Annotated in this window: 18 protein-coding genes; 10 read left to right on the top strand and 8 right to left on the bottom strand. The window is 64.6% G+C overall.

The annotated features are described in order from the left end of the window. The first annotated feature begins 33 nt into the window (after positions 1 to 33). The 4 genes from XH80_RS08060 (at position 34) to XH80_RS08045 (ending at position 4,065) form a co-directional block, all read left to right on the top strand. Positions 34 to 981: an ABC transporter permease gene (locus tag XH80_RS08060; RefSeq protein ID WP_057747179.1), complete on the top strand. Its 948-nt coding sequence runs from the start codon at positions 34 to 36 to the stop codon at positions 979 to 981. Positions 982 to 1,172: 191 nt separating this feature from the next. Further along, entirely contained in the window at positions 1,173 to 2,066 is an 894-nt protein-coding gene (locus XH80_RS08055) for an ABC transporter permease (RefSeq protein ID WP_271598133.1), read from the top strand. Continuing rightward, on the top strand, positions 2,066 to 3,073 hold the full coding sequence (locus XH80_RS08050) for an ABC transporter ATP-binding protein (protein ID WP_271598132.1): 1,008 nt from the start codon (positions 2,066 to 2,068) through the stop codon (positions 3,071 to 3,073). The genes XH80_RS08055 and XH80_RS08050 overlap by 1 nt, the downstream gene beginning before the upstream one ends. After that, entirely contained in the window at positions 3,070 to 4,065 is a 996-nt protein-coding gene (locus XH80_RS08045) for an ABC transporter ATP-binding protein (RefSeq protein ID WP_271598131.1), read from the top strand. Before XH80_RS08050 ends, XH80_RS08045 begins: the two co-directional genes overlap by 4 nt. A gap of 78 nt (positions 4,066 to 4,143) precedes the next feature. On the opposite strand, the gene XH80_RS08040 is transcribed toward XH80_RS08045, so the two are convergent. From XH80_RS08040 to XH80_RS08015, 6 genes are all read right to left on the bottom strand, one after another. After that, positions 4,144 to 6,135 carry an acetyl-CoA carboxylase biotin carboxylase subunit gene (locus XH80_RS08040; protein ID WP_271598130.1) on the bottom strand — a complete coding sequence of 664 codons (1,992 nt, stop codon included), beginning with the start codon at positions 6,133 to 6,135 and terminating at the stop codon, positions 4,144 to 4,146. Beyond that, positions 6,132 to 7,748 (bottom strand): acyl-CoA carboxylase subunit beta, encoded by a 1,617-nt coding sequence (locus tag XH80_RS08035; RefSeq protein ID WP_271598129.1) that lies wholly within the window; start codon positions 7,746 to 7,748, stop codon positions 6,132 to 6,134. The genes XH80_RS08040 and XH80_RS08035 overlap by 4 nt, the downstream gene beginning before the upstream one ends. A gap of 100 nt (positions 7,749 to 7,848) precedes the next feature. Beyond that, the gene (locus XH80_RS08030; RefSeq protein ID WP_271598128.1) at positions 7,849 to 8,715 is read right to left on the bottom strand and encodes a 3-keto-5-aminohexanoate cleavage protein; all 867 of its coding nucleotides are present in this window, start codon (positions 8,713 to 8,715) and stop codon (positions 7,849 to 7,851) included. 200 nt (positions 8,716 to 8,915) lie between these two features. Continuing rightward, positions 8,916 to 9,719 (bottom strand): helix-turn-helix domain-containing protein, encoded by an 804-nt coding sequence (locus XH80_RS08025; RefSeq protein WP_271598127.1) that lies wholly within the window; start codon positions 9,717 to 9,719, stop codon positions 8,916 to 8,918. A 195-nt stretch (positions 9,720 to 9,914) separates the two neighbouring features. Further along, the gene (locus XH80_RS08020; protein WP_271598126.1) at positions 9,915 to 10,568 is read right to left on the bottom strand and encodes a glutathione S-transferase family protein; all 654 of its coding nucleotides are present in this window, start codon (positions 10,566 to 10,568) and stop codon (positions 9,915 to 9,917) included. Positions 10,569 to 10,693: 125 nt separating this feature from the next. Next, positions 10,694 to 11,830, bottom strand: a complete 1,137-nt coding sequence (locus XH80_RS08015; RefSeq protein ID WP_271598125.1) for an acyl-CoA dehydrogenase family protein — start codon at positions 11,828 to 11,830, stop codon at positions 10,694 to 10,696. A 265-nt stretch (positions 11,831 to 12,095) separates the two neighbouring features. On the opposite strand from XH80_RS08015, the gene XH80_RS08010 reads away from it, so the two are divergent. Beyond that, complete coding sequence (locus tag XH80_RS08010; protein ID WP_271598124.1) at positions 12,096 to 13,646, top strand: acyl-CoA synthetase; 1,551 nt, start codon at positions 12,096 to 12,098, stop codon at positions 13,644 to 13,646. Positions 13,647 to 13,698: 52 nt separating this feature from the next. Here XH80_RS08010 and XH80_RS08005 read toward each other — a convergent pair whose 3' ends face one another. Both XH80_RS08005 and XH80_RS08000 read right to left on the bottom strand, forming a co-directional pair. Continuing rightward, on the bottom strand, positions 13,699 to 15,153 hold the full coding sequence (locus XH80_RS08005) for a glycosyltransferase family 2 protein (RefSeq protein ID WP_271598123.1): 1,455 nt from the start codon (positions 15,151 to 15,153) through the stop codon (positions 13,699 to 13,701). 3 nt (positions 15,154 to 15,156) lie between these two features. Continuing rightward, positions 15,157 to 15,927: a helix-turn-helix domain-containing protein gene (locus tag XH80_RS08000; RefSeq protein WP_271598122.1), complete on the bottom strand. Its 771-nt coding sequence runs from the start codon at positions 15,925 to 15,927 to the stop codon at positions 15,157 to 15,159. A gap of 186 nt (positions 15,928 to 16,113) precedes the next feature. On the opposite strand from XH80_RS08000, the gene XH80_RS07995 reads away from it, so the two are divergent. The 5 genes from XH80_RS07995 to XH80_RS07975 all read left to right on the top strand — a co-directional run bounded on the left by XH80_RS07995 (position 16,114) and on the right by XH80_RS07975 (position 23,566). Next, the gene (locus XH80_RS07995) at positions 16,114 to 18,387 is read left to right on the top strand and encodes a marine proteobacterial sortase target protein (RefSeq protein WP_271598121.1); all 2,274 of its coding nucleotides are present in this window, start codon (positions 16,114 to 16,116) and stop codon (positions 18,385 to 18,387) included. 105 nt (positions 18,388 to 18,492) lie between these two features. After that, positions 18,493 to 19,086, top strand: coding sequence for a class GN sortase (locus tag XH80_RS07990; RefSeq protein ID WP_271598120.1), 594 nt, complete (start codon positions 18,493 to 18,495; stop codon positions 19,084 to 19,086). A gap of 150 nt (positions 19,087 to 19,236) precedes the next feature. Continuing rightward, complete coding sequence (locus tag XH80_RS07985) at positions 19,237 to 20,229, top strand: glycosyltransferase family 2 protein (RefSeq protein ID WP_271598119.1); 993 nt, start codon at positions 19,237 to 19,239, stop codon at positions 20,227 to 20,229. A gap of 133 nt (positions 20,230 to 20,362) precedes the next feature. Then, on the top strand, positions 20,363 to 22,582 hold the full coding sequence (locus XH80_RS07980; protein WP_271598118.1) for an acetate--CoA ligase family protein: 2,220 nt from the start codon (positions 20,363 to 20,365) through the stop codon (positions 22,580 to 22,582). A gap of 153 nt (positions 22,583 to 22,735) precedes the next feature. Beyond that, positions 22,736 to 23,566, top strand: coding sequence for an MlaD family protein (locus XH80_RS07975; protein ID WP_271598117.1), 831 nt, complete (start codon positions 22,736 to 22,738; stop codon positions 23,564 to 23,566). Positions 23,567 to 23,572 lie beyond the last annotated feature (6 nt).

The following is a 23,572-nucleotide window of genomic DNA, read 5'->3' as shown; positions in this document are numbered from 1 at the left end:
GCTGAAGATTAGCAGTTTCGGCGGAGGGCGCGAATGTTTGCCTATCTGGTGCGGCGCCTGTTCCTGATGCTCGTGACCCTGTTCGGGATCTCGGTCGTCATCTTCTTCCTGCTGCGTATCGTGCCCGGCAACATCGTCGACATCCTGTTCGCCGCGGCCGGCTACGTCGATCCCGCCGACAAGGTCGATCTCGAGAAGCAGCTCGGCATCGACCAGCCGCTGGTGGTGCAATATCTGCACTGGATCGGCGGCTTGCTGCGCGGCGATCTCGGCTACTCCTACGTCTCGGAGAAGCCGGCGCTGCAGGAGATCCTGCCGCGCATCCCGATCACCGCGCGGCTCGCCGGGCTCGCGCTGCTGTTTTCGGCGTCGATCGGCATTCCGCTCGGCGTCATCAGCGCGGTGAAGCAGGGCTCGCGGATTGACTACGCGCTGCGCGTGCTGAGCCTGAGCGGATTGTCGCTGCCCTCGTTCTGGCTCGGTCTGCTGGTTCTGACCGCGTCCGTCGCCATGTTCGGGCAGATGCCGATCTTCAATCCCAATCCGCAGAGTTTTGCCGAGGCCTTCGCAACCTATTGCATCCCGGCGATGGTGGTCGGCTTCCGCAGTTCAGCGCTGACCATGCGCATCACGCGATCGTCCATGCTGGAAGTGCTGCGGCAGGATTATATCCGCACCGCCCGAGCCAAGGGCGCATCTGACGCGGCCGTGAACTATCACCATGCGCTGAAGAACGCGATCCTGCCCGTGATCACCGTGATCGGCATCGAGGCGGCGTTCCTGATCGGCGGCCTCATCGTCACCGAGACCGTGTTCAACATCCCCGGCGTCGCCCGCTTCCTGGTCGAGGCGATCCGCTGGCGCGATTATCCGATCGTGCAGAACCTCGTGATGTTCATCGCGGTCGTGGTGGTGTTCGCGAATTTCACCGTCGACATGCTCTACGCGGTGTTCGACCCGCGCATCCGGTACACGGATTAGCGACATGAGATTGGAACAATCTAACGCGACGGCGGTGCTCTACCTCTCCCGTAGGGAGAGGTCGGAACGCATCGCAAGATGCGGTCCGGGTGAGGGGTTACGCTGCCGCCTGAGGACAGCGCCCCCTCACCCGGCGCTGCGCGCCGACCTCTCCCCGGTGGGGAGAGGTGCATCTGCCTGCGGAGCCCCCTATGGCTGCGATCGACTTTGATGTTGAGCTGAGGCGGGCGGGCGCGCATGCGACCGGCGGCTGGCGGCGCGTGCTGTTCCTGGCGCAGCGGCATGTGCTGGGCGCGGCCGGGCTGACCATCATGACGGTGTTCGTGCTGACCGCGATCTTCGCCGATTTCATCGCGCGCTATGACCCCTTAAGCGTCGATGCCGCGCATGCGCTGGCGCGCCCGAGCTTGGCACACTGGATGGGCACGGATTCCTTTGGCCGCGACGTGTTCAGCCGCATCATCCACGGCGCACGGATCTCGCTCGCGGTCGGAATCGGCTCGACCGCGCTCGGCGGCACCATCGGCGTGATCGTCGGGCTGACGTCCGGCTATCTCTCGGGCTGGGTCGATCTCATGTTCCAGCGCGTCTCCGACATCCTGCAGGCGCTGCCGCTGCTGGTGCTGGCCCTGATCATGACGGCCGCGCTCGGCCCGTCGCTGCCGAACGTCATCCTGGCCATCGCCATTCCGCTGATCCCCACCGTGTCGCGCGTCACCCGCGCCAACACGCTGGCGCTGCGCGAGCAGCCGTTCGTCGAGGCGGCGAAATCGATCGGCATGAGCGAGATCCGGATCGCGCTGCGTCATGTGCTGCCGAACACGCTGGCGCCCCTGATCGTGCTGGCGACCGCGCAGCTCGGCTCAACCATTTTGACCGAGGCTTCGCTCTCTTTCCTCGGCCTCGGTATCCCCGAGCCGTACCCGTCATGGGGCCGCATGCTCTCCGAATCCGCCGCCGAATATGTCCGCACCGCACCGTGGCTGGTGATCTTCCCAGGCATCGCCATCAGCCTCGCCGTGTTCGGCGCCAATCTTTTTGGTGACGCCTTGCGCGACATCCTCGATCCCCGGCAGCGCGGCTGATGACTGATTCCTCCGATCTCGTGCTCGAGGTGAAGAACCTGAAGACGGTGTTCTTCACCAATTCCGGCCTGTTCAAGGCCGTCGACGACGTCTCCTTCACCGTGAGCCGCGGCGAGACGCTCGCGATTGTCGGCGAATCCGGCTGCGGCAAGAGCGTCACCGCGTTGTCCTTGATGCGGCTCGTGCCTGATCCGCCCGGGCGGATCGTCGGTGGCTCGGTCTCGCTTGAAGGCACCGATCTCCTGGCCCTGAGCGAGGCCGAGATGCGCAAGGTCAGGGGCAATCGCATCTCCATGATCTTCCAGGAGCCGATGACATCGCTCAATCCTGTTATCAGGATCGGCGACCAGATCGTCGAGGCGGTGCGGCTGCATCGGAATCTGTCATCGAAACAGGCCCGCGACATCGCCGTCGAGATGCTGCGGCTGGTGCGCATCCCGGAGCCGGCGCGGCGCGCGCGCGAATATCCGCATCAACTCTCAGGCGGCATGCGCCAGCGCGCGATGATCGCAATGGCGCTGGCGTGCCGGCCGGCGCTGCTGATCGCGGACGAGCCGACCACCGCGCTCGATGTCACCATCCAGGCGCAGATCCTGGCGCTGATCCTCGATCTGCAGAAGGAGCTAGGGACCGGCCTCGTGCTGATCACGCACGATCTCGGCGTAGTCGCGCAGACCGCGCAGCGCGTGATCGTGATGTATGCGGGACGGAAGGTCGAGGAAGCCAGTGTCGAGGCGCTGTTCGCTGCGCCAAAGCATCCCTACACGCGCGGGCTGATGGCCTCGATTCCGGCGGTGCCTGCGCCCGGCGTCGCCGCGCAGGAACGGCTGAACGAAATTCCGGGGACCGTCCCCTCGCTGGTGCGGCTTCCCGCGGGCTGCGCTTTCGCCCCACGATGCAAGCTCGCGATCAAGCGCTGCGAAGCCGAATATCCGCCGCTGATCGATTGGGGCGGCGGCCATCTTGCCGCCTGCTGGCGCGCGGCTGACGTGGCGGAGGTGGCATGAGCAAGGTTCTGCTCGAGGTCACCGACCTCAAGAAATATTATCCGGTGCGTGCCGGCGTGCTGCGCCGGCAGGTCGGCACCGTGCATTCGGTCGACGGCGTCTCGTTCTCCCTTGGAGCCGGCGAGACGCTCGGCCTTGTCGGCGAGTCCGGCTGCGGCAAGTCGACGGTGGCGCGCAGCGTGCTGCGGCTGGTCGAGCCGACCTCAGGCCGGATCCGCCTCGACGGTGAGGACATCACGCATCTGTCCAAGTCGGCGCTGCGACCGCATCGCCGCGCCATGCAGATCGTATTCCAGGATCCGTTCGCCTCGCTCAATCCGCGCATGACCGCCGGGGATATTGTCGGCGAGCCGATCGCGGTCCATGGTCTCGCAACCGGCAAAGAGCTGGAGACGCGGGTCGCCAAACTGTTCGAGCAGGTCGGCCTCCGCCCCGACCAGATGCGCAACTTCCCGCATCAATTCTCCGGCGGCCAGCGCCAGCGCATCTGCATCGCGCGCGCGCTCGCGCTGGAGCCGCGCCTGATCGTCTGCGACGAACCGGTGTCCGCGCTCGACGTCTCGATCCAGGCACAGGTGATCAATCTGCTGATCGATCTGCAGAAGCGGCACGGCTTTTCCTATCTCTTCATCGCCCACGACCTCGCCGTGGTCGCCCATATCAGCCACCGCGTCGCGGTGATGTATCTCGGCCGCATCGTCGAGATCGCCGACAAGGATGAGCTGTTCAGCAATCCGCGCCATCCCTACACGCAGGCGCTGCTCGCCTCGGTGCCGATTGCCAATCCGCTGGCCAAGAAGCTCGCGCCGCTGGTCGACGGCGACGTGCCGAGCCCGGTCAATCCGCCGCCCGGCTGCGCGTTTCACACCCGCTGCCGGTTTGCGATGGAGCGATGCAGGACGGAGCGGCCGGTGCTGATGGATGCAGGTGACGGGCATCGGGTGGCGTGCTTGTTGAACGAGGGGACGGGAAAGCCAGCTTCGGTGCCGTAGGGTGGGCAAAGCGGTGCGTGCCCACGATCCCGCAATCGTGGAAAGATGTGGGCACGGCGCTTTGCGCCTTTGCCCACCCTACGAGACTGAATTCGCCGCGCTACCGATCTCCGCGATGATCCTGCCTGTCGTCACCTGCTCGCCCTCGACCACGTCGATGGCCGCGACAACACCATCGATACCTGCCTTGTGGACGTGCTCCATCTTCATCGCTTCCAGCGTCAGCACCGGTTGGCCTGATGTGACGCGGTCACCCGGCTTGACCAGGACGGCGACGACGCGGCCATTCATTGCGGCGCGGACTTTGCCATCGCCGCCATTGGTTGCCGCCGCCTTGGGGGCCGCGAGGGTGAGATCGGTGACCGCAACCGGGATGCCGCCGCGCTGGAGATACAATCGGTCGCCATCGCGCAGGAATTTTGCGCTGTCCATCACACCATCGTGGCGGAAGCGGATTGCGTCCGCATCGAGCTGCTCGATCTCGAACTTGTCCTGGCGGCCATTGGAGACAACGATGTATCTGCCATCGCGCTCGCGGGTGACTTCGAGCTCATGGGCGTGACCGGCGATCGCGATCTTCGCGGGCAGAGGAAACGTCGCTGACAGGCTGCGGCCGCGTCGCCATGCCGGCGCGCGCGGATTGGTGACATAGAGCAGCAGGCCCGCCAGTGCCGTGTTGAATGCAGCATTCCCCGACAACGCCGGCAGCTCGTCACGATGCGCACCGATGAAGGCCGTCGTCGCCTCGCCCCTGGCAAAGCCGGGATGACGCAGGCACGACATCAGGAACGCCTGGTTGGTGGTCACGCCAAGCGCGGTCAGCTGCTCCAGCCCGACGATCAGCCGCCGCCTCGCCTCCTCGCGCGTCGCGCCGTGGCTGATCACCTTGGCGATCATGGAATCGTAGAATGGCGGGATTTCCGTGCCCGATTGCAGCGCGTGCTCGACGCGGATGCCATCAGGCACCTGCCAGCGCGCGATGCGGCCGGATTGCGGCATGAAATCCTGGGCGGCATCTTCCGAGCAGAGCCGCACCTCGATGGCGTGGCCGGAGAATTTGATGTCCTGCTGCTTCACCGGCAAGGCTTCGCCGCGCGCAACACGTAGTTGCAGCTCGACCAGATCGAGCCCGGTGATCGCTTCCGTGACGGGATGCTCGACCTGAAGGCGCGTGTTCATCTCCATGAAATAGAATTCGCCGCTGGCGTCGAGCAGGAATTCCAGCGTTCCGGCACCCTCATAGCGCAGCGCCTTCACCGCCGCGACTGCCACCTCGCCCATTTTCGCACGCAGCTCGGGTGTCACCGCCGGCGACGGCGCCTCCTCGATCAGCTTCTGATGCCGGCGCTGCACCGAGCAGTCGCGCTCGCCGAGATGGATGGCGTTGCCGTTGATGTCGCCGAACACCTGGATCTCGATGTGGCGGGGATTCTGGATGGCGCGTTCGAGGATGACGGTCGAATCGCCAAACGCTGCCTTCGCTTCCGACCGCGCGCTGCGCAGCGCATCGGGGAACGATGCGGCGTCGGTGACGAGCCGCATGCCACGCCCGCCACCGCCCGCGACCGCCTTGATCATCACGGGGAAGCCGATGTTCTTGGCCTCCTGGAGCATCACTTCCTCGCCCTGCTCAGCGCCCTGATAGCCGGGCACGACGGGCACGCCGGCCTTTTTCATGATCTCCTTGGCACCGGCCTTGTTGCCCATCGCCTCGATCGCCTGCGGCGACGGGCCGATGAAGACGAGACCGGCATCCTTGCAGCCTCTCGCAAACGCCTCGTTCTCGGCGAGGAAGCCGTAGCCGGGATGCACGGCATCCGCGCCACTGGCCCTGGCCGCGGCAATGATCGCGGGGATGTTGAGATAGGATTGCGCCGGCAAGGCCTCGCCGATCCGCACAGCTTGATCGGCCTGCCTCACATGCAGCGCATCGCGGTCTGCATCCGAATAGACCGCGACAACGCCGAGGCCAAGCTGCCGCGCGCTGCGCATGATGCGCAGTGCGATCTCGCCACGGTTCGCGATCAAGACCTTGACGAACGGCCGGTGCTGCACTGATCCGTTCCTCATGGGCGGGCCACCGAGAATTGCATGCGCTGGGGCGTGCGGGCATCGCCCTCGCGGCAGATCGCGAGCACCTCGGAAAGGACCGCGCGGGTATCGCGCGGATCGATCACGCCGTCGTCGAGCACACGGGCGCTGGTTGCGAACACGTCCATCTGGCCGTCGAACACGCCAACGATCTGTGCCTTCATGGCATCGAGCTTTTCTTTCTCGACCGGCTTGCCGCGGCGCGCGGCGGCCGCCTCGGCCACGATCGCCATGGTCTCGGCGGCCTGCTCGCCGCCCATCACCGCGGTCTTGGCGTTGGGCCAGGAGAAGCAGAAGCGCGGATGGAAGCCGCGCCCGCACATGCCGTAGTTTCCGGCGCCGAACGAGGCGCCGCAATAGATGGTGATCTGCGGCACGGTCGCTGATGTTACCGCCTGGATCATCTTGGAGCCGTGCTTGATCATGCCGGCTTCTTCATAAGCCTTGCCGACCATGTAGCCGGTGGTGTTGTTGAGATAGAGGATCGGCGTGCGGGTCTGGCAGCAGGCCTGGATGAAATGCGTCGCCTTGTTGGCGCCGGCAGGATCGAGCGGACCGTTGTTGGTGATGATGCCGATCGCCTGGCCCTGGATGCGGGCATGGCCGCAGACGGTGGCCGGACCGTAATTCGGCGCCATCTCGGTGAAGTCGGAATCGTCGATGATGCGGGCGATCACCTGCTTCATGTCGACCGGGCGCTTGTGGTCCATCGGCATGATACCGAGCAGCTCGTCCTGCTCGTGGCGCGGCGGCTTGAACTCTTGAGCCGCCCGGCCCGGCCGCTCCCATTCCAGTGCCGCCATGATCTCGCGGGCGATGCGCAAGCCATCGCGGTCGTCCTCGGCGAGATAGTCGCCAAGACCAGAAACCTGCGTGTGCATCTCGGCACCGCCAAGCTCTTCTTCCGTCGCGATCTCGCCGGTCGCGGCCTTCAGCAGCGGCGGCCCGGCGAGAAAGGCGCGGGTGCGGCCGCGGACCATGACGATGTAATCGGACAGGCCGGTCTGATAGGCACCGCCAGCGGTGGACGAGCCATGCGTCACGGTGACGACCGGAAGGCCCGCTGCCGAGAGCCGCGCGAGATTGCGAAAGATGTTGCCGCCGCGGACAAAGTCCTCGACCCGGTAGCGCAGAAGATTTGCGCCGGCGCTTTCGACGAGCTGGACGTAAGGCAGTTTGTTCTCCAGCGCGAGCTCCTGCACGCGCAGCATCTTGTCGAGGCCGAAGGGCTGAAGCGCACCGGCATCGATCCCGGAATCGCTGGCGCTGACCATGCAGCGGATGCCCGAGACGAAGCCGATGCCGGCGATGACGCCGCCGCCGGGCACGCTCTTGGCAGCATCCGGCACGTCGAACATGTAGCCGGCGAGCGTCGACAGCTCGATGAAGGGCGCGCCGGGATCGAGCACCAACGCGACGCGTTCGCGCGGCAAGAGCTGGCCGCGCTTGTGGAAGCGGTCCTTTGCTGCGGCCGACGCGGCACGCGTGCGTTCTTCCAGCGCGCGCATGCGGTCGATCAGCGCGAGCATGCCGTCGCGGTTGGCATGGTAGGCGGCGCTGCCGGGGGAGATGGTGTTTTCGATGGTGGACATGACAGACCTTGATCGTCATTCCGGGGCACGCGAAGCGTGAACCCGGAATCTCGAGGTTCCGGGTTCGATGCTGCGCATCGCCCCGGAACGACGAGGATGTTCAGCGATTCGTCCCAAAGATCTTCCGCGCCTCGGCCGGAGACGCGATGTCGCGGCCGGCGCGGCGGGCGCAGGCCGCAATGGCTTCGATCAGCTGACCGTTCGAGGTCACCTTCCTGCCGTCGGCAAGATAGAACGTATCCTCCAATCCGGTGCGCAAGTGGCCCCCGAGTTCGGCGCAACGCTGGTGCAGTGGCCAGATCTCTTCGCGGCCGATGGCCGTGACCTGCCAATGCGCCTCAGGGCGCTTCAGCTTGAGCAGGATCGGCAGCAGTTCCGGATCCGACGGCATTCCTGACGCGACGCCCATCACAAAGTTATATTCGAGCGGACCCTTGTACATGCCAACCTGGTGATACATGCCGACGCAGCGGACGATGCCGACGTCGAAACATTCGAACTCGGGGATGGTGCCGACCGCATTCATGACGTCGAGATAATCCTTCACTTTCTCGACCGCGTTGTCGAACATCATGGGCGGCCAGGCCCAGCTATTGTCGGCCTTCACCTTCAGATAATTCAGCGAACCGGCGTTGCATGCGGCGATCTCCGGTTTGGTCTCGCGGATGCAGTCGAGTGCGCCCGAGTAGTTCGGCCCTGAAACGCCCGAGGTGTGGTTGATGATGACGCCGGGGCAGGCTTCGCGGATCGCCTGCTGGATCTCCCTGCTGATGCTGACATCCCAGGACGGCAGATGCCCCTTGTTCGGCGCCTGCTGGCGCAGATGGATGTGCATGATGGACGCGCCGGCATCGAACGCAGCCTTGGCCTCGCGCGCCATCTGCTCTGGCGTCACAGGCACGTTGTGCTGCCTGGGGTCGGTGAGCACGCCATTCAGGGCGCAGGTGATGACGGCCTTGTCGCTCATACCACTGATGTCTCGCAACGCTGGGAATTCAACGCCTGCGATCATCTGATGCTGGGCATGCGGCTTCTTGCGCGGAGAAGCTAGCTAAAGACGAGTTATCGTAGGGTGGGCAAAGCTTAGCGTGCCCACCGTCCTTGCCCGTTGCCGAGAGGTGGTGGGCACGGCGCAAGTGCGCCTTTGCCCACCCTACGAGACCAAGCCTAGCCCGCCTCCGCGAGCTCCCTCACCGTCTCGGTGCTGCGATAGATCGCAAGATCCCGCGAACCGACGAAGATCGCGCGCGGCTTCAAGCCATAGAAGCGGCGGATCGAGTGGCTGAAATGCGTTGAGTCGGGATAGCCGATGTCCTGCGCGAGATGGGCGAGGTTGAGGTTCTGGTTGGCGAAGTGCAGCAGATGCCGCGCGCGCTTCCAGGCGCGGAAGGAGCGGAACGAGATGCCGGTCTCTTCCTTGAACAGATGCAGGAAGCGCGAGGCGGACAGACCTGCTTCGGCCGCGCACGTATCCGCTGTCACCGGCTCGCCCGAGAAGCGCCCGATGCGGGCGACTGCACGCACCACCCTGGGGTCAAGCACGCGGCGCGGCAGCGCTTCGCCAAAACACATCTCGTCGAATTCGGCGGTGGTGATGTCGCCGTAGCGGCGCTGGCGCAGCAGCGCGTAGGCGGCGAGGATCTTTCGGGAATAGGCCGCGCGGTCGGCTCCCATCAGCCGCTGGGCCAGACCTTCCAGCACGCCATCCGGCACGCTTTCCGGCTCCAGCGTCACGCTGATCGCAGTACGGTAGTCGCTGGCAATGGAGTGCCGCTGGTTCGGAAGGGTGACGAACAGCTCGCCGGTGGCGAGCACGTCGTCGATGGTCATATACAGGCTGCCCTTCACCGCGACATAGACGTGACAGCAACCGGGGGTTCGCTTGCGGGGGCGGCCGAGCAGGCCGGCATAGAAGACCCGCTCCGGCGTGATCAGCATCAAATGGTCGGATTCGCGACCCATGTCTTCCATTTGGGGTATCCTCCTCGCGCGGCTCTTAGGCCGCTGCGGAACAGAGGTCACCTTAGCGGAAATCTGGGCGCTGTCACGACGGGATAGCGCTGTCATCGAGATTGATCCGTCGTTCCGGGGCGGTCCGCAGGACCGAACCCGGAACCCCGAGATTCCGGGTTCGATGCTTCGCACCGCCCGGAATGACAGCTTCCCTTACGCCCTCGCCCTTGGCGCAATATTCTGTTCAACGCTGGCCTTCTGCTCCGCAGCAACCGCGCGCTTGAAACCGTCGCGCCGCTGCAGGCGTGCCCAATAGGCTGCGACATTCGGGCCGAAATCCTTAGCAAGGCCGGTGGTTTCGGCGAGCCGGAGCGCGAATCCGATCGCAATATCGGCAGCGGTGAAGCGCCCGGCGCACAATGTATCGGCACTTGCAGTTGCTGCTTCAACTGCGCGCAGCCGTCCCAGGAACCATTTCGAATAGTCGCTCACGACCTTATTGTCCCGCTGCTCCGGCTCGTGCTGGCTGTAGCGAAGCACCAGCGTCTGCGGGAAGGTTAGCGTGGCGTCGCTGAAATACATCCAATTCAGGAACGCGCCGTAGGCGGAGTCCTCAGGCCCGACCATGAGAGGCGTCGGACCATATTTGATGCCGAGATAATGGCAGATACCCGAGGACTCGGTCATCTTCGTCTCGCCGTCGATCAGATACGGAATGGTGCCGAGCGGATTCAGCGCGAGATATTCTTTGGCGAAGACGCGCGGCGGGAACGGCAGCATCTTCAATTCATAAGGCAGCCCCATCTCCTCCAGCATCCAGAGCGGACGGAACGAGCGCGCGGCCTCGCAGTGATAGAGCGTGATCATCAGGCGTTTCCTCTACTTCTTCCCCCTGTCATTCCGGGGCGCGCGAAACGCGAGCCCGGAATCTATTCCTCTGCGGAGTCTGGCCGAGCCCGACGCTTCGCGTCGCCCCGGAATGACGGTGTCCATCACAACCCCATCTGCCTTGACGCCAGATCCTTCATGATCTCCTCGGTGCCGCCGCCGATGGCGTTGACCTTGACTTCGCGGTAGATGCGCTCGGCCTTGATGCCGCGCATGAAGCCGGCGCCGCCAAAGATCTGCACGGCTTCCGAGGCGCAGAACGCCATGGTCTGCGTCGCCTGGTTCTTCATCATGCAGATTTCAGCGACCGGGCTCTCGCCTTGCTCCAATCGCCAGGCCAACATCTCGAGCATTGCTTGCGAGGCTGCGACCTTCTGCGCCATGTCGACGATCTTGTGCCTGATGACCTGGTGCTGGGCAAGCGGCTTGCCAAAGGTCTTGCGCTCCTTGGCGTAGGCGATGGCTTCATCGAGGCAGACCCGCGCGAAGGCGGTGCAACTCGCCGCCATGCCCATCCGCTCGCTGTTGAAATTTTGCATGATGATCTTGAAGCCGTGCCCCTCCTCGCCGATCAGGTTCTCCGCCGGCACGCGGCAATCATCGAAATGCAGCGCCGCAGTGTCGGAGGCCCACCAGCCCATTTTCTTCAGCCTGGTGCGGGACAGGCCCGGCGTATCGCCCTCGATCAGGAGCAGGCTGACGCCGCCGGCGCCCTCACCGCCGGTACGCACCGCAACGGTCAGATAATCGGCGCGGACGCCTGAGGTGATGAAGGTCTTTTCGCCGCTCACGACGTAGTGGTCGCCGTCGCGCCGCGCCCTGGTGCGGAGGTTCGCGACATCCGAGCCGCCGCCCGGCTCGGTAATCGCGAGCGCCGAGATCTTCTCGCCCGACAGCACCTGCGGCAGCACGCGTGCCTTGATCTCTGGCCGCGCCGCGCGGGCGATTGGCGGCGAGCCGATGGTGTGGCTCATCAGGCTGGCGCTGACGCCGCCGGCGCCGGCGCGCGCCAGCTCCTGGCTCGCCACGATCTTCATGAACTGGTCGGCGGCGATCCCGCCATATTCCTCGGGAAATCCGAGCCCCAACAGCCCGATCTCAGCTGCCTTGCGATAGAGCGCGCGGGGGAATTCGCCGGCCTCGTCCCATTCATGGGCGAACGGGGCGATCTCCCTGTCGACGAAGCGGCGCATCATTTCGCGAAAGGCGTCGTGCTCGGCGGTATAGAATGGGCTCTTCATTGCGATATTGCTTTCGACCACTCCTGCCGTTCCACCATGGCTGGAACACCGGCGGCTCACTTGCGCGGAGTGGCTGGATTCGCGAGCCGCTTGGCGGCAAGCCGTGATCTAGCAACTCAACGCAAGACGATTTTCACCCATCGCAGGCCAACTCCAAGTCAAAAAAGACTGCTGCACAAACTCCGGCTGGCCTCCCAGGGCCATGCCGGGCATGGTGCACAGCAATAAGAATCCAGACGACACAGGACCGCCGAGGGAGGGAGTGTTGGCCGTTCGTTATTACGATTGGATCGCTCATCACGCCCGCCGCGCGCCTTCCAAGGTCGCGGCCATCGATCTCGCAAGCGGGCGCCGCTTCAGCTATTCGGAGTTCAACGCCCGCATCTCGCGCCTGGCTTCGTTCTTGCGTCACTCGCTGAAGGTCTCGCGCGGCGACCGCGTCGCCGTGCTGGCGCCGAACACCACCGATATGCTGGACGTGCAGTTCGCCTGCGGACGGCTCGGCGCCGTCCTCGTGCCGCTGAACATCCGCCTCACCATTCCCGAGCTTCAGTTCATCACCGGCGATTGCGCGCCTGACGTGATGATCTACGACACCGAACTGGCCGAGACAGCGCTCGCCGTCGCAAAGCTCTGCAACGTCGCGACCAGCGTGCCGCTCGGCTCCGGCGGAGCCTATGAAGCCGGCATCGCCGCGGCCAAGCCGCTCGACCGCACCGAGGAGGTCACGCTCGATGATGTCTCGACCATCATGTACACGTCGGGCACCACTGGTCACCCCAAGGGCGCGACCATCACGCATGGCATGACGTTCTGGAATTGCGTCAATCTCGGCGGCCCCGCCTGTATCGGACCATCCTCGGTGGCTCTTACCGTGCTGCCGATGTTCCACACCGGCGGACTGAATTGCTACACCAATCCCGTGCTGCATGCCGGCGGCACCGTGATCATCATGCGCGCCTTCGATCCCGCCGCGGCGCTCGGCCTGATCAACGATCCCGCACACGGCATCAACGCGTTCTTCGGCGTGCCCGCGATCTACCAGTTCATGGCGCAGCATCCGGCCTTCGCGACGACCGATCTCTCCAGGCTGATCGTTTGCGGTGTCGGCGGCTCACCGGTACCGATGCCGCTGCTGAAGGTCTGGGAGGCGCGCGGCGTGGCGCTCCAGCAGGGCTACGGCATGACCGAGACCTCACCGGCCGTGCTGGTGCTGGACCGCGAGGACGCGGCGCGCAAGGCCGGCTCCGCCGGCAAGCCAGTGCTGCACACCGAAGTGCGCATCGTGCGCCCCGACGGCAGCGATGCCGATGTCGGCGAGCTCGGTGAGCTCTGGGTCAAGGGACCGAACATCACGCCGGGCTACTGGAACAGGCCCGAGGCCAACAAGACGTCGTTCACCGACGGCTGGCTGCACACCGGCGATGCCACGCGCGTCGACGACGAAGGTTTCTACTACATCGTCGATCGCTGGAAGGACATGTACATCTCCGGCGGCGAGAACGTCTATCCGGCCGAAGTCGAGAACGTTCTGCATCAGATCGCGGCGGTTGCGGAAGCCGCGGTGATCGGCATTCCTGACGCGCAATGGGGCGAGGTGGGCCTTGCGATCGTTGCAGTGAAGCAAGGCCAACAGCTGACGGAGGCAGATGTCTTCGCGCATTGCGCGGCCAATCTGGCGCGCTTCAAATGCCCGCGCCAGGTCCGCTTCGTCGATGCCCTGCCGCGCAACGCCACCGGCAAGATCCACAAGCCGACCCTGCGCAAGGAATTCTCGGTGGCTTCGGAGGTCGACAAGAAAGTCGCCGAGGCCTGATCAAGGCGCTCCTCGCGATTCCGCGCCGATCGAGCAGCTGAAGATGCGTGGTTCAAGGCTGTTTAACCTCGATGCCAACGACAGGCAGGCCGAGACGACGCGCATCGCCGATACCTCTGAACTCGGGGCAGGCCCAGGCCAGGATGGCGATGCCTGATTGCGGCAGGTCGAGGCTCAACATGTAACGGTCCACGCCGACCTCGATCGCGGCGCGATCGAGAGCTGCGCCGTCGAGATAGAATTGCGCACCGATCTGGTCGAGCGGCTCACGCAGGGCGGGACTGCGGATGCAGATCGTGCTGCGTCCCGGCGCGCCCTTGATCCGAACGGCTGCCTGCGGCTCGCTCCAGCGAAAAGCATGGCCGGCAGCCGATTCCAGCTCGTGAAAGCCGAGCTGCGCGAGGACCTGATCGCCAAGCAGCTTCTTCGCCGATCTGGTGTGCCCGCGAACACGACGGATAGATGCGAGCCGCTGAAGGTGGATCAGCGATGCGATGTAGAGCTTCATCCACCGCGCAATGGCATCGCGCGAGCCGAATGGAGCCAGCGCTGACAGCACCAGGCGCGCATGAGCGGTGGCAAGGAAAGCCGTGACGCGCGCACGGAGATCACCGAACAGCGCCGGCCCGCTCCAGCGCCACAGTGCACGCAGTTCCTCGTCGGGCCATTTCCGACCGAGACGCGGCAGGCTGTAACGCAGCAGCGCGTTCAATGCATTGAACGCAAGCGGACGATCCAACTCGTCCCGGTCTTTCCATTCAAAGGGAATTTCGATCAGCTCGCTGCCCGGATCGCGCCGATCCTCGCTGAGAAATCGGCTCTCGCCCTGGACGAAATCGAGCGTGAACGTCTTCAGCTCACCGATCCGGCCAATATAATAGTGGTGGAAGCGCGCTTGCTCGAGATAGCCGATGGCGTAGCCTCGCGCATGGTAAGCGGCGGCGAGCACCCATTCGGCGAAATGACCGAGCTCTTCGCGCAGGCCCCCGCACTCCCGATAGACGTCGCGCCGCGTTACGAAGCACTGGTCGAGCACCTTGCGCCAGGGATGCTGCTTCATGCCGAACTCGATGTCGGCCTGGTACATCGCGGCCTCCGCCTCGGACAGGCGGTTGTGGCAGATCGGGACCGAGCGGCAGGAAAATCCGGCCCAGTCGGGATGATCTTCGATTGCGCGGATGCAGAGCGCGATGACGTCGGACTCGGGCCAGCAATGCGATTCCGTGAAGAATAAATAGCGGCCGCCAGCCCTGGCGGCGCCGGCCGCGCAGAGCCCGATATCGTGCACGGAATCCGCGAATTCGAGGCGGGCCTGGCCTGCGGCAAGCGCGTTCAGCTCCGCATGCGCCGTGAAGTCGGGTGGAATGACCAGAATGATCTCGTAGAGAGACCTGTCCGCCGTCTGTGACGTCCAGCCAAGCCAGGACTGCTCCCACTGCCCGCGGTGAAATTCGAGCGGGATGATGACCGAGAACAGTGGGCACGCGACGTCGGATGTTACAGCCACGTCCTATACCGACAATAACAGCGCGAATGACTCCTCCACCGTGCGGCGCAGGTGGCTCAGATACAGCGCATGGTTGGCGTGGTCAGGCATGATCCGTCCGAGCGCCGGCTCCTTGACGTTGTTGATCGGAACATAGGCGATTGGCGCCGCGACCGGCATCAGCTGGGAGCCGGCGCCGGCACGCAGCGTCGAAATGATGCCGTACATCGCACCTGTTACGGTCGGCCGCGACACCGTGATGACGCGATGCTGCCCGTGCTTGTTGATGACGAGATAGATGAAGCCGGATTGATGCGGCACCGCAACTTCGCCGGTGTGCTCATAGGCGGCATCGGTTCGCTCGCCCTCGCGGAAGACCAGCGAGGACACTTTCGGCTCCCAGGCGATTTCGGTGCGATAGGCGAAGATCGCATCCCTGTCGCCAAAGGATGGCCGCAGGGTGAGGTAGACGCCCTCGATCCAGGTCACCGCTCGATGTGAATAGGAGCCGAGGCCGTCGGGTGCGACGTCGTTGCCCCCCGCGGGCGCCGGCGTGGCGGTGCTCTTTCGCAGGGACACGCCCAGGGCCTGCTCCAGCCGGACCGTGGTCGCCAGCGTGAACGGGCGCCGGCCTCCGAGCGCCTTTTCCAGGGTCGACAGGCTGAGCTTGGCCTGCTCGGCCAGCGCCTGCCGCGAGATCCGGCGCCTGGCGATTTCCTCGCGGATCATCTCCGCGACCTCGCGGCTTTGCTCGTCCGAAAGCTGCTTGTCGGAGAGCTTGTCTTGCGTCTGCATCGTTAACCCCGCTCCACGGCGTCCAGTCTAGCAGGGCGGACAAGTCAGCACAAAACCGGACATCGCCGCCAAACGGCTGATGGCTCCGACCGGCCGTGGCGGAACATTACCGATCATTCTGCTCGCGAAATCAGGCCCTCCCGACCGATGCTCGGCAGCATCAAACATGCTTCGGGAGCAGGCCAAATGGACAATTACGACACGGTCGAAAGCGACGAACACCCTGACGAAAATCCGTGGCTCGGCAGGCTGATCAAGGTCGGGCTGTTCCTTCTGGCGCAAAGCATCGCCGTGCTCCTGGTCAGTTTCGTGGCCCTGCTGGTGAGCTTCGAGACCTCCTGGTCGGCGACGACGGAGCAGGCCAGCCTGCTCCAGCCCGGCGATGCCAAATCCGGCACCCTGCTCCTGAAGGAGAATGGCGCCACGACCGAAGCCATCCGGCTCGGGATCGACGTCGACATCACGGTCTCAGGCCCGACGCTGCGCACGCGCGTCACCCAGGTCTTCCGCAACCCGACCAAGGACTGGGCCGAGGCGACCTATGTCTATCCGCTGGGTGCCGACGGCGCCGTCGACACGCTGAAGATGGTGGTCGGTGACCGCGTCATTGTCGGCGATATCAGGGAACGCCAGCAGGCCCGCGTCATCTACGAGGAAGCGCGCCGCACCGGGCAGAAGGCCGCGCTCACCGAGCAGCAGAGGCCCAACATCTTCACCAATTCGGTGGCCAATATCGGTCCCGGCGAAACCGTGCTGGTGCAGATCGAATATCAGGAGCCCGTGCGTCAATCCGGCAACGAATATTCGCTGCGCGTGCCGCTCGTGGTCGGGCCGCGCTACAATCCGGCGCCGATCGTGCAGAGCGTCGATTTCCGCAATGACGGCTCCGGCTGGGGCGCGACCCGCTCAGATCCGGTGCCCGATCGTGAGCGCATCTCGTCACCCGTTCCCGATCCCGCCGGGAATGCACCGGTCAATCCGACCAGCATCACAGTGCACCTGAAAGCCGGCTTCGCGCTCGGCGAGGTGAAGAGTCACTCCCACAACGTCAAGATCGAAAGTCCTGATGACGCGACGCGTGTCGTGACGCTCGCGGACGGCTCCGTGCCCGCTGACCGCGACTTCGAGCTGACCTGGAAGCCGGCCGCTGAAAAAGCACCGTCAGTCGGGCTGTTCCGTGAGCGTGTCGGCGATGCCGACTACCTCCTGGCTTTCGTCACGCCGCCGGCCGCCGAGCAGACAGCGCAGAAGCCGCTGCCGCGTGAAGTGGTGTTCGTGATCGACAATTCCGGTTCGATGGGCGGCACCTCGATCGAGCAGGCCAAGGCGAGTCTGCTTTATGCGCTCGGCCGCCTGCAGCCGAGCGATCGCTTCAACGTGATCCGCTTCGACGACACCATGGACGTGCTGTTTCCGGCCTCGGTTGCCGCCGATGCCGCGCATGTCGGTGAAGCGACCTCCTTCGTCAGCGCCTTGCAGGCGCGCGGCGGCACCGAGATGGTGCCGGCGATGCGCGCCGCGCTGACCGACAGGGTCGCCGACACCAGCATGGTTCGCCAAATCGTGTTCCTGACGGACGGCGCGATCGGCAACGAGCAGCAATTGTTCGAGACCATCACGGCGATGCGTGGCCGCTCGCGCATCTTCATGGTCGGCATCGGCTCCGCGCCCAACACTTATCTGATGACGCGTGCTTCCGAGCTCGGCCGCGGGACCTTCACCCATATCGGCTCCGTCGATCAGGTCGAGGAGCGTATGCGCGGCCTGTTTGCCAAGCTGGAGAACCCTGCCGTGACCGGCCTCACCGCGAAGTTTTCCGATGCCAAGGCCGACGTCACGCCGGCAATCATCCCGGACGTCTATCGCGACGAGCCCTTGCTGCTTGCAGCGAAGCTCGACAAGCTCGCGGGCTCGCTGGAGCTCAAGGGTCATGTCGGCGATCGTCCGTGGTCGGTGACGCTGTCCTTGAAAAATGCCGCTGAGGGCAAGGGCCTGTCGAAGCTTTGGGCCAGGCGCAAGATCGGCGATGCGGAAGTGGCGCGAACGCTCCGCGAGATGACGCCGGAGGACACCGACAAGACGGTCCTTGCGCTGGCACTCGACCATCAGATCGTCACGCGGCTGACCAGTCTCGTCGCTGTCGACAAGACGCCGAGCCGTCCCGAAGGCGCGCCGCTCAAGCTCAGCGAGCTTCCGATCAACCTGCCGGCGGGCTGGGATTTCACGAAGGTGTTCGGTGAACGGCCGCAGCAGACCCCGGCACATCTGCGCGAGCGCCGCGCCGATGCGGGCCAGCCCGCGGCAAGACGGCCAGCACCTGTCACCTCGGATACGATCCGCCTGCCCAAAACTGCGACCTCTGCAGAACTGAAGATGATCGCAGGCCTGATCCTGATCGTGCTCGCCCTGATCCTGCTCGTGTTCAACCGGCGTCAGACCTTGCTCACTGACGCCGCTTGAGAGAGGAGCCCCCCGAACTCCTCTTGCTTGGCGCGCGCGGCTGCCCGTCCCGAAACCAACGGCCGCGCGCGCCTTTTTCTTGGAATGACGAACGAGAGATACGCCATGCCCCGCCTCATCTCGCCTCTGGACTTGGCGCAGGTCCTGGCGCTGGTCCTGGCGCTGGTCGGATCAATCCTGTTCGGTGACGGCGCCTACATCCACGCCAAGGCGTGGCTCGCCCAGGTGCTGCTGGAGCATGCGTTCGAACGGAGCATTGCGACCGGCCAGCCGGTCAAGCCATGGTCCTGGGCCGACACCTGGCCGGTGGCGCGGATCGAGGTCAAGCGGATCGGCGCCAGCGCGATCGTGCTGGAAGGCACGAGCGGCCAGGCGCTCGCCTTTGGGCCCGGCCACGTCGACCGCACGGTTGACGCCGGCGAGCGCGGGGTTGCCGTCTATGCGGCACATCGCGATACACATTTCCGCTTCCTGCGAAACGTCGTCATCGGTGATGTGATCGACGTCACACGCAGTGACGGCAACCGTTTTCGTTATCGGGTGGATTCCTCGACGATCGTCTATTTCGACGCGTCTGACATCGATCCCGAAACTCAAGGTTCAGAGCTTGTCCTTGCGACTTGCTGGCCGTTCGACGCTCTCACCTCCGGCCCGGAGCGCTACCTGCTGCGTGCGACCTTGGTGGATGATCGTGAATAGCCGTTCGCAATTGCGAAGTTTGATCTCGGGCTCGCAGGGCTGACGTCCGCAACAGCGACGTCGTCAGCCGCTGAACTGGCGCTGCCGGCAGGAGACCTATAAGAAGGCCTGCGGATCTTTGTGGCGGAGCCGGGCGGGAACACGGGGTAGATGGACGAAGACTTCAGGCAGGGTCTCGAATACCGATTGGAACAGCTGGAAAACCGCGTCGCGCTGTTGGAGCGCAACCTGAGTCTCGTTGCGGCCGGCCAGAGACGGGCCTCGTTCCGCGGTCTCTGGCGGCGTCCGCCAATGTGGACCTTCGAGCAACATCTGCCGCGCCTGCTCAACCTCAACGCGTTCAAGTCCCCGCCTGCGATCCCTGCGAACGCACCGCGGATCGCGATGGTCACGCCAAGCTACAACCATGCGGATTATATCGGCGCCACGATCGACAGCATCGTCGGCCAGGCTTACCCGAATCTCTATTATCACGTGCAGGACGGCGCCTCGATCGACGGCACGGTTGATCTCCTGAAGAGCCGCGGCAACAGCATCAGCTGGAGGAGCGAGCCGGACAACGGCCAATCCAACGCCATCAATCTCGGTTTTGCCGGCGTCGAATGCGAGATCATGGCCTATCTCAACAGCGACGACATGCTGCTGCCTGGGACGCTCGCTCATGTCGTCGACTATTTCATGTCGCATCCCGATGTCGACATTGTCTACGGCAACCGCATCTTCATCAATCGTGATGGGCTTGAGGTTGGACGCGCGGTGCTGCCTCGCCACGATGACAAGACGCTACAATATGCCGACTACATTCCGCAGGAGACGATGTTCTGGCGCAAGCGCGTGTGGGACAAGATCGGTCCAATCGATGAAAGTTTCCATTTCGCGATGGACTGGGATTTCATCCTGCGGGCACAGGCCGCCGGATTCAAGTTCGTACGCCTGCCGCGGTTTCTTTCCTGCTTCCGGATCCATGACGCACAGAAGACGACGGCAACCTATGCAATCGGTGTCAAGGAGATGGGCATCCTGCGGCGTCGCGTGCTTGGATTCGATCCGACGCAGATGCAGATAAGGCGCGCCATTGCGCCTTATCTGCTGCGGCAGCTGGCCTATCACTACAGCTACAAATTGGGCCTGCTGCGCTACTGAGAACGGCGCGGTTACGTGCGATCCGCCGCGCATTCCGCCACGCGGCATGCAGCGCCGCCGGTTGCCACTCCTGTCAACTCACCCTACGATCAGCTGACGCGCCGCCAAGAAGAACAACAGGTGAGGTCACGCCATGGAAGCTCAGGTCTCAGTCGCGTCGGTTCCTGGCCGTCCATGGTCGCCACCGCCCGATGCCGGCGACATCGTCAAGCGCATCCACGCCATGCTGCATCCACACAACATCGTGCTGGTGGGTGCGACCGACAAGCCGGGCAATTACGCCGAGCGCATCTGGAACAATCTGGTCAAATACGGCTTCGAGGGCGGGCTCTACCCTGTCAACGCCAGGCGCGAGAGCATCTGGGGCGTCACTTGCTACAAGGACTTTGCGAGCCTCCCGGAAAAGCCCGACCATGTTCTCGTGCTGGTGCCCGCGCGCTTTGCCGTGCAGGTGATCCGCGACGCCGCCGCTGCCGGCGCGCGGTCCGCGACCATCGTCACCTCGGGTTTCAGCGAATTGCAGGATGAGGAGAGCCAGAGGCTCGCCACTGAGCTGCAACAGGCGGTGCGCGAGACGGGGCTCGCCGTCACCGGTCCGAACTGCCTCGGCAATTTGAGCGCCGGCGAAAAGCTCTTCACCAATATCGACGACCGAACCGTCACCATGGAACAAGGCGCGGTGGCGATCGCCGGGCAGTCGGGCGCCATCGTCATGGCAATCAGGCAGGCGCTGGAAGATCGCGGCGTCGGTGTCGGCTACATGGTGACAACAGGCAACGAGACCGGGCTCGAGACACCGGACCTGATGCGCTATTTCGCCGAGGATCCGAGCATCAAGGTGATCGTGGTCTATCTCGAGGGCGTGCGCAACACCAGAGCGTTTCGCGATGCCTGCAAGGCCGCGCGCGCCGCCAGCAAGCCGGTCATCGCGCTCAAGCTCGGGTCATCGGAGGGCGGCCGCGCCGCCGCGATGGCACACACCGGCGCGCTCGCGGGCTCGATCGAGACATTCGATGCGATTGCAACGCGCGAAGGCGTGATCCGCGTCGCCGGCCTCGACGAGCTGATCGAGACCACCGAATGCTTCGTCCACGCCACCGTGCCCAAGGGCGACCGGCTCGCGGCGGTGACGCTGTCAGGCGGCAAGCGCGGCATGCTGATCGATGCCTTCTTTGCACAAGGGCTGAGTTTCGCGCCGCTCAGCCCGCATGTCAGCCGCGAGCTCAGCAAGATGCTCGGACCGGGCTCGATCGTGGGCAATCCGCTCGACGCCGGCTTTGCCGCGGTGGTTGATCCCTCCGTCTACATGAAGTCGATCAAGCTGATGATCGACGATCCCGATATCGACATCGTCATCGTCGACGCCGAGTTTCCAAAGGCGCCGCACGAGCAACGCGAGCGGAACTTGCGCATCGTCAACGAGATGGCGGGCCGGGCCGGAAAGCCCGTGATCTATATCAGCGCGATGTCGATCGGCTTCACCGAGTTCACCAAGGACTTGCGCAAGTCGCTGCCGCATCTGACGGTGATGCAGGGCATGGACCGCGCGGTGACCGCGATCAAATCACTGCTCGCCTATGCGAAACTGCGCAAGGAAGTGCCCGACATCGTCTCGAGCTCGAAGCCGGCGGCACGCGCCTTGCTGGAGAAGACGCTGAAGTCGGCGCACGGCGCCGCGCTCGACGAAGTCGCGTCGAAGAAGCTGCTGAAGGCCTATGGCATCCCGGTCTCGAAGGAGGGAATCGCGCAGACCGCCGCAGAAGCCGCGGACATCGCCAGGCAGATCGGCTTTCCGGTCGTGGCAAAGGTCGTCAGCGCCGAGATCCTGCACAAATCCGACATCGGCGGCGTGGTGCTGAACCTCAACAGCGCGGCCGAGGTGAAGCAGGCGTTCGCTGACATCACCGCGCGGGTGAACAAGCTAAAGGGCAGGCCGAAACTCGACGGCATCCTGATCGCACAGCAGGTCAAGGCCGATCTCGAGCTCGTCGTCGGCGCCTCGCTCGATGCCGAGATGGGCCCCGTCGTGCTGTTCGGCACCGGCGGCATCGATATCGAGCTGATGAAGGACGTGGCGCTATCAGGCGCACCGCTCGACCAGGCCGAGGCGCGGCTTTTGATCGGCCGGACCAAGGCCGGCGTCAAGATGCGCGGCTATCGCGGCAAGCCGGCGCTGCACGAGGCCTCGGCCGTCAAGGCGCTGGTCGGCCTGTCCAATCTGATTGCGGATGCCGGCAACCGGATTGCCTCGATCGACGTCAATCCGTTCCTGATCAATGCCAGGACGGGCGTGGCCGTCGACGCGCTGATCGTGCTGAACAATGCCGCCGCCAAGCGCGCCGCCGGGCATTGAGTTCGCGTACGGCCGTAGGGCGGATTAGCGCAGCGTAATCCGCCAATTTTGCACCACTGGAGACAAAAACGGCGGGTTACGCTTCGCTAACCCGCCCTACGTACCATGACTGCCTCCTTCCAACTTCCCGGCATTGGCCGTAGACTCCACTTCATGGCACGCGCGAGCAATCTTGTGATCGGAACGGCGACGCTGACGGCGATCGCCGTCGCGTTCGGCGGCCTGCTCGGCGTGCAGAAATGGCGCGCCAACCAGAGCCGCAGCCAACTGCGCGTCGTTTTCGAAGGCGGCTCCGCGAGCGGCCTGCGCCGCGGCGGTCCGGTCAATTTCGACGGCGTGCCCGCCGGCCAGATCCTGTCGATCAAGCTGGAAAGTCCGCGCAAGGTCGTGGCGCTGGTGTCGCTCGACAACACCGCGCCGATCCGCAAGGACACGGTGGCCGGCATCGAGTTCCAGGGCCTCACCGGCGTTGCCGCGGTCTCGCTGATCGGTGGTGCCCCGTCGGCGCCACCGGTGCCGCTGGACTCGGATGGCATCCCCGTGCTGACCGCCGATCTCAGCGACGCCGAATCCATCGTCGACACCTTGCACAGCGTCGACCGCACCATCGTCAGCAACGCGCCCGCGATCAAGGACGGTCTGCGCACGTTCGAAAACTATACAGCCGATCTCGGCGGCAAGGGCGAGGAGATCGACGCCGTGATGCTCAAGGTCGACAACGCCTTTGCAGGATTCGACAAGGCGGTCTCGAAGATCGAGGGTGCGGTGCCGGGTTTCGTCGACGGCAAGGCCGACGAGCTGTTCGAAAAGGTGAAGGGGCTGCACGAGCTCGCCGACACCATGAAGAAGAAATCGGCAAGCTTCCTTGAGGAAACCCGTCGCTCATTGCTCGACGTCAGCGAAGCCGCCAACAAGATGAGCGGGCTGCCTGCGCCCGCCGCGGCCCCGCGCCCGCCGCGCAAACCGGCGCAGCCGAAGCGATAGGTCTGC

It is taken from the genome of Bradyrhizobium sp. CCBAU 45384, assembly GCF_028128665.1.
GTDB lineage: Bacteria > Pseudomonadota > Alphaproteobacteria > Rhizobiales > Xanthobacteraceae > Bradyrhizobium > Bradyrhizobium manausense.
The sequence above is the reverse complement of the archived record's forward strand: the minus strand, read 5'-3'. Positions and strand labels throughout refer to the sequence as shown.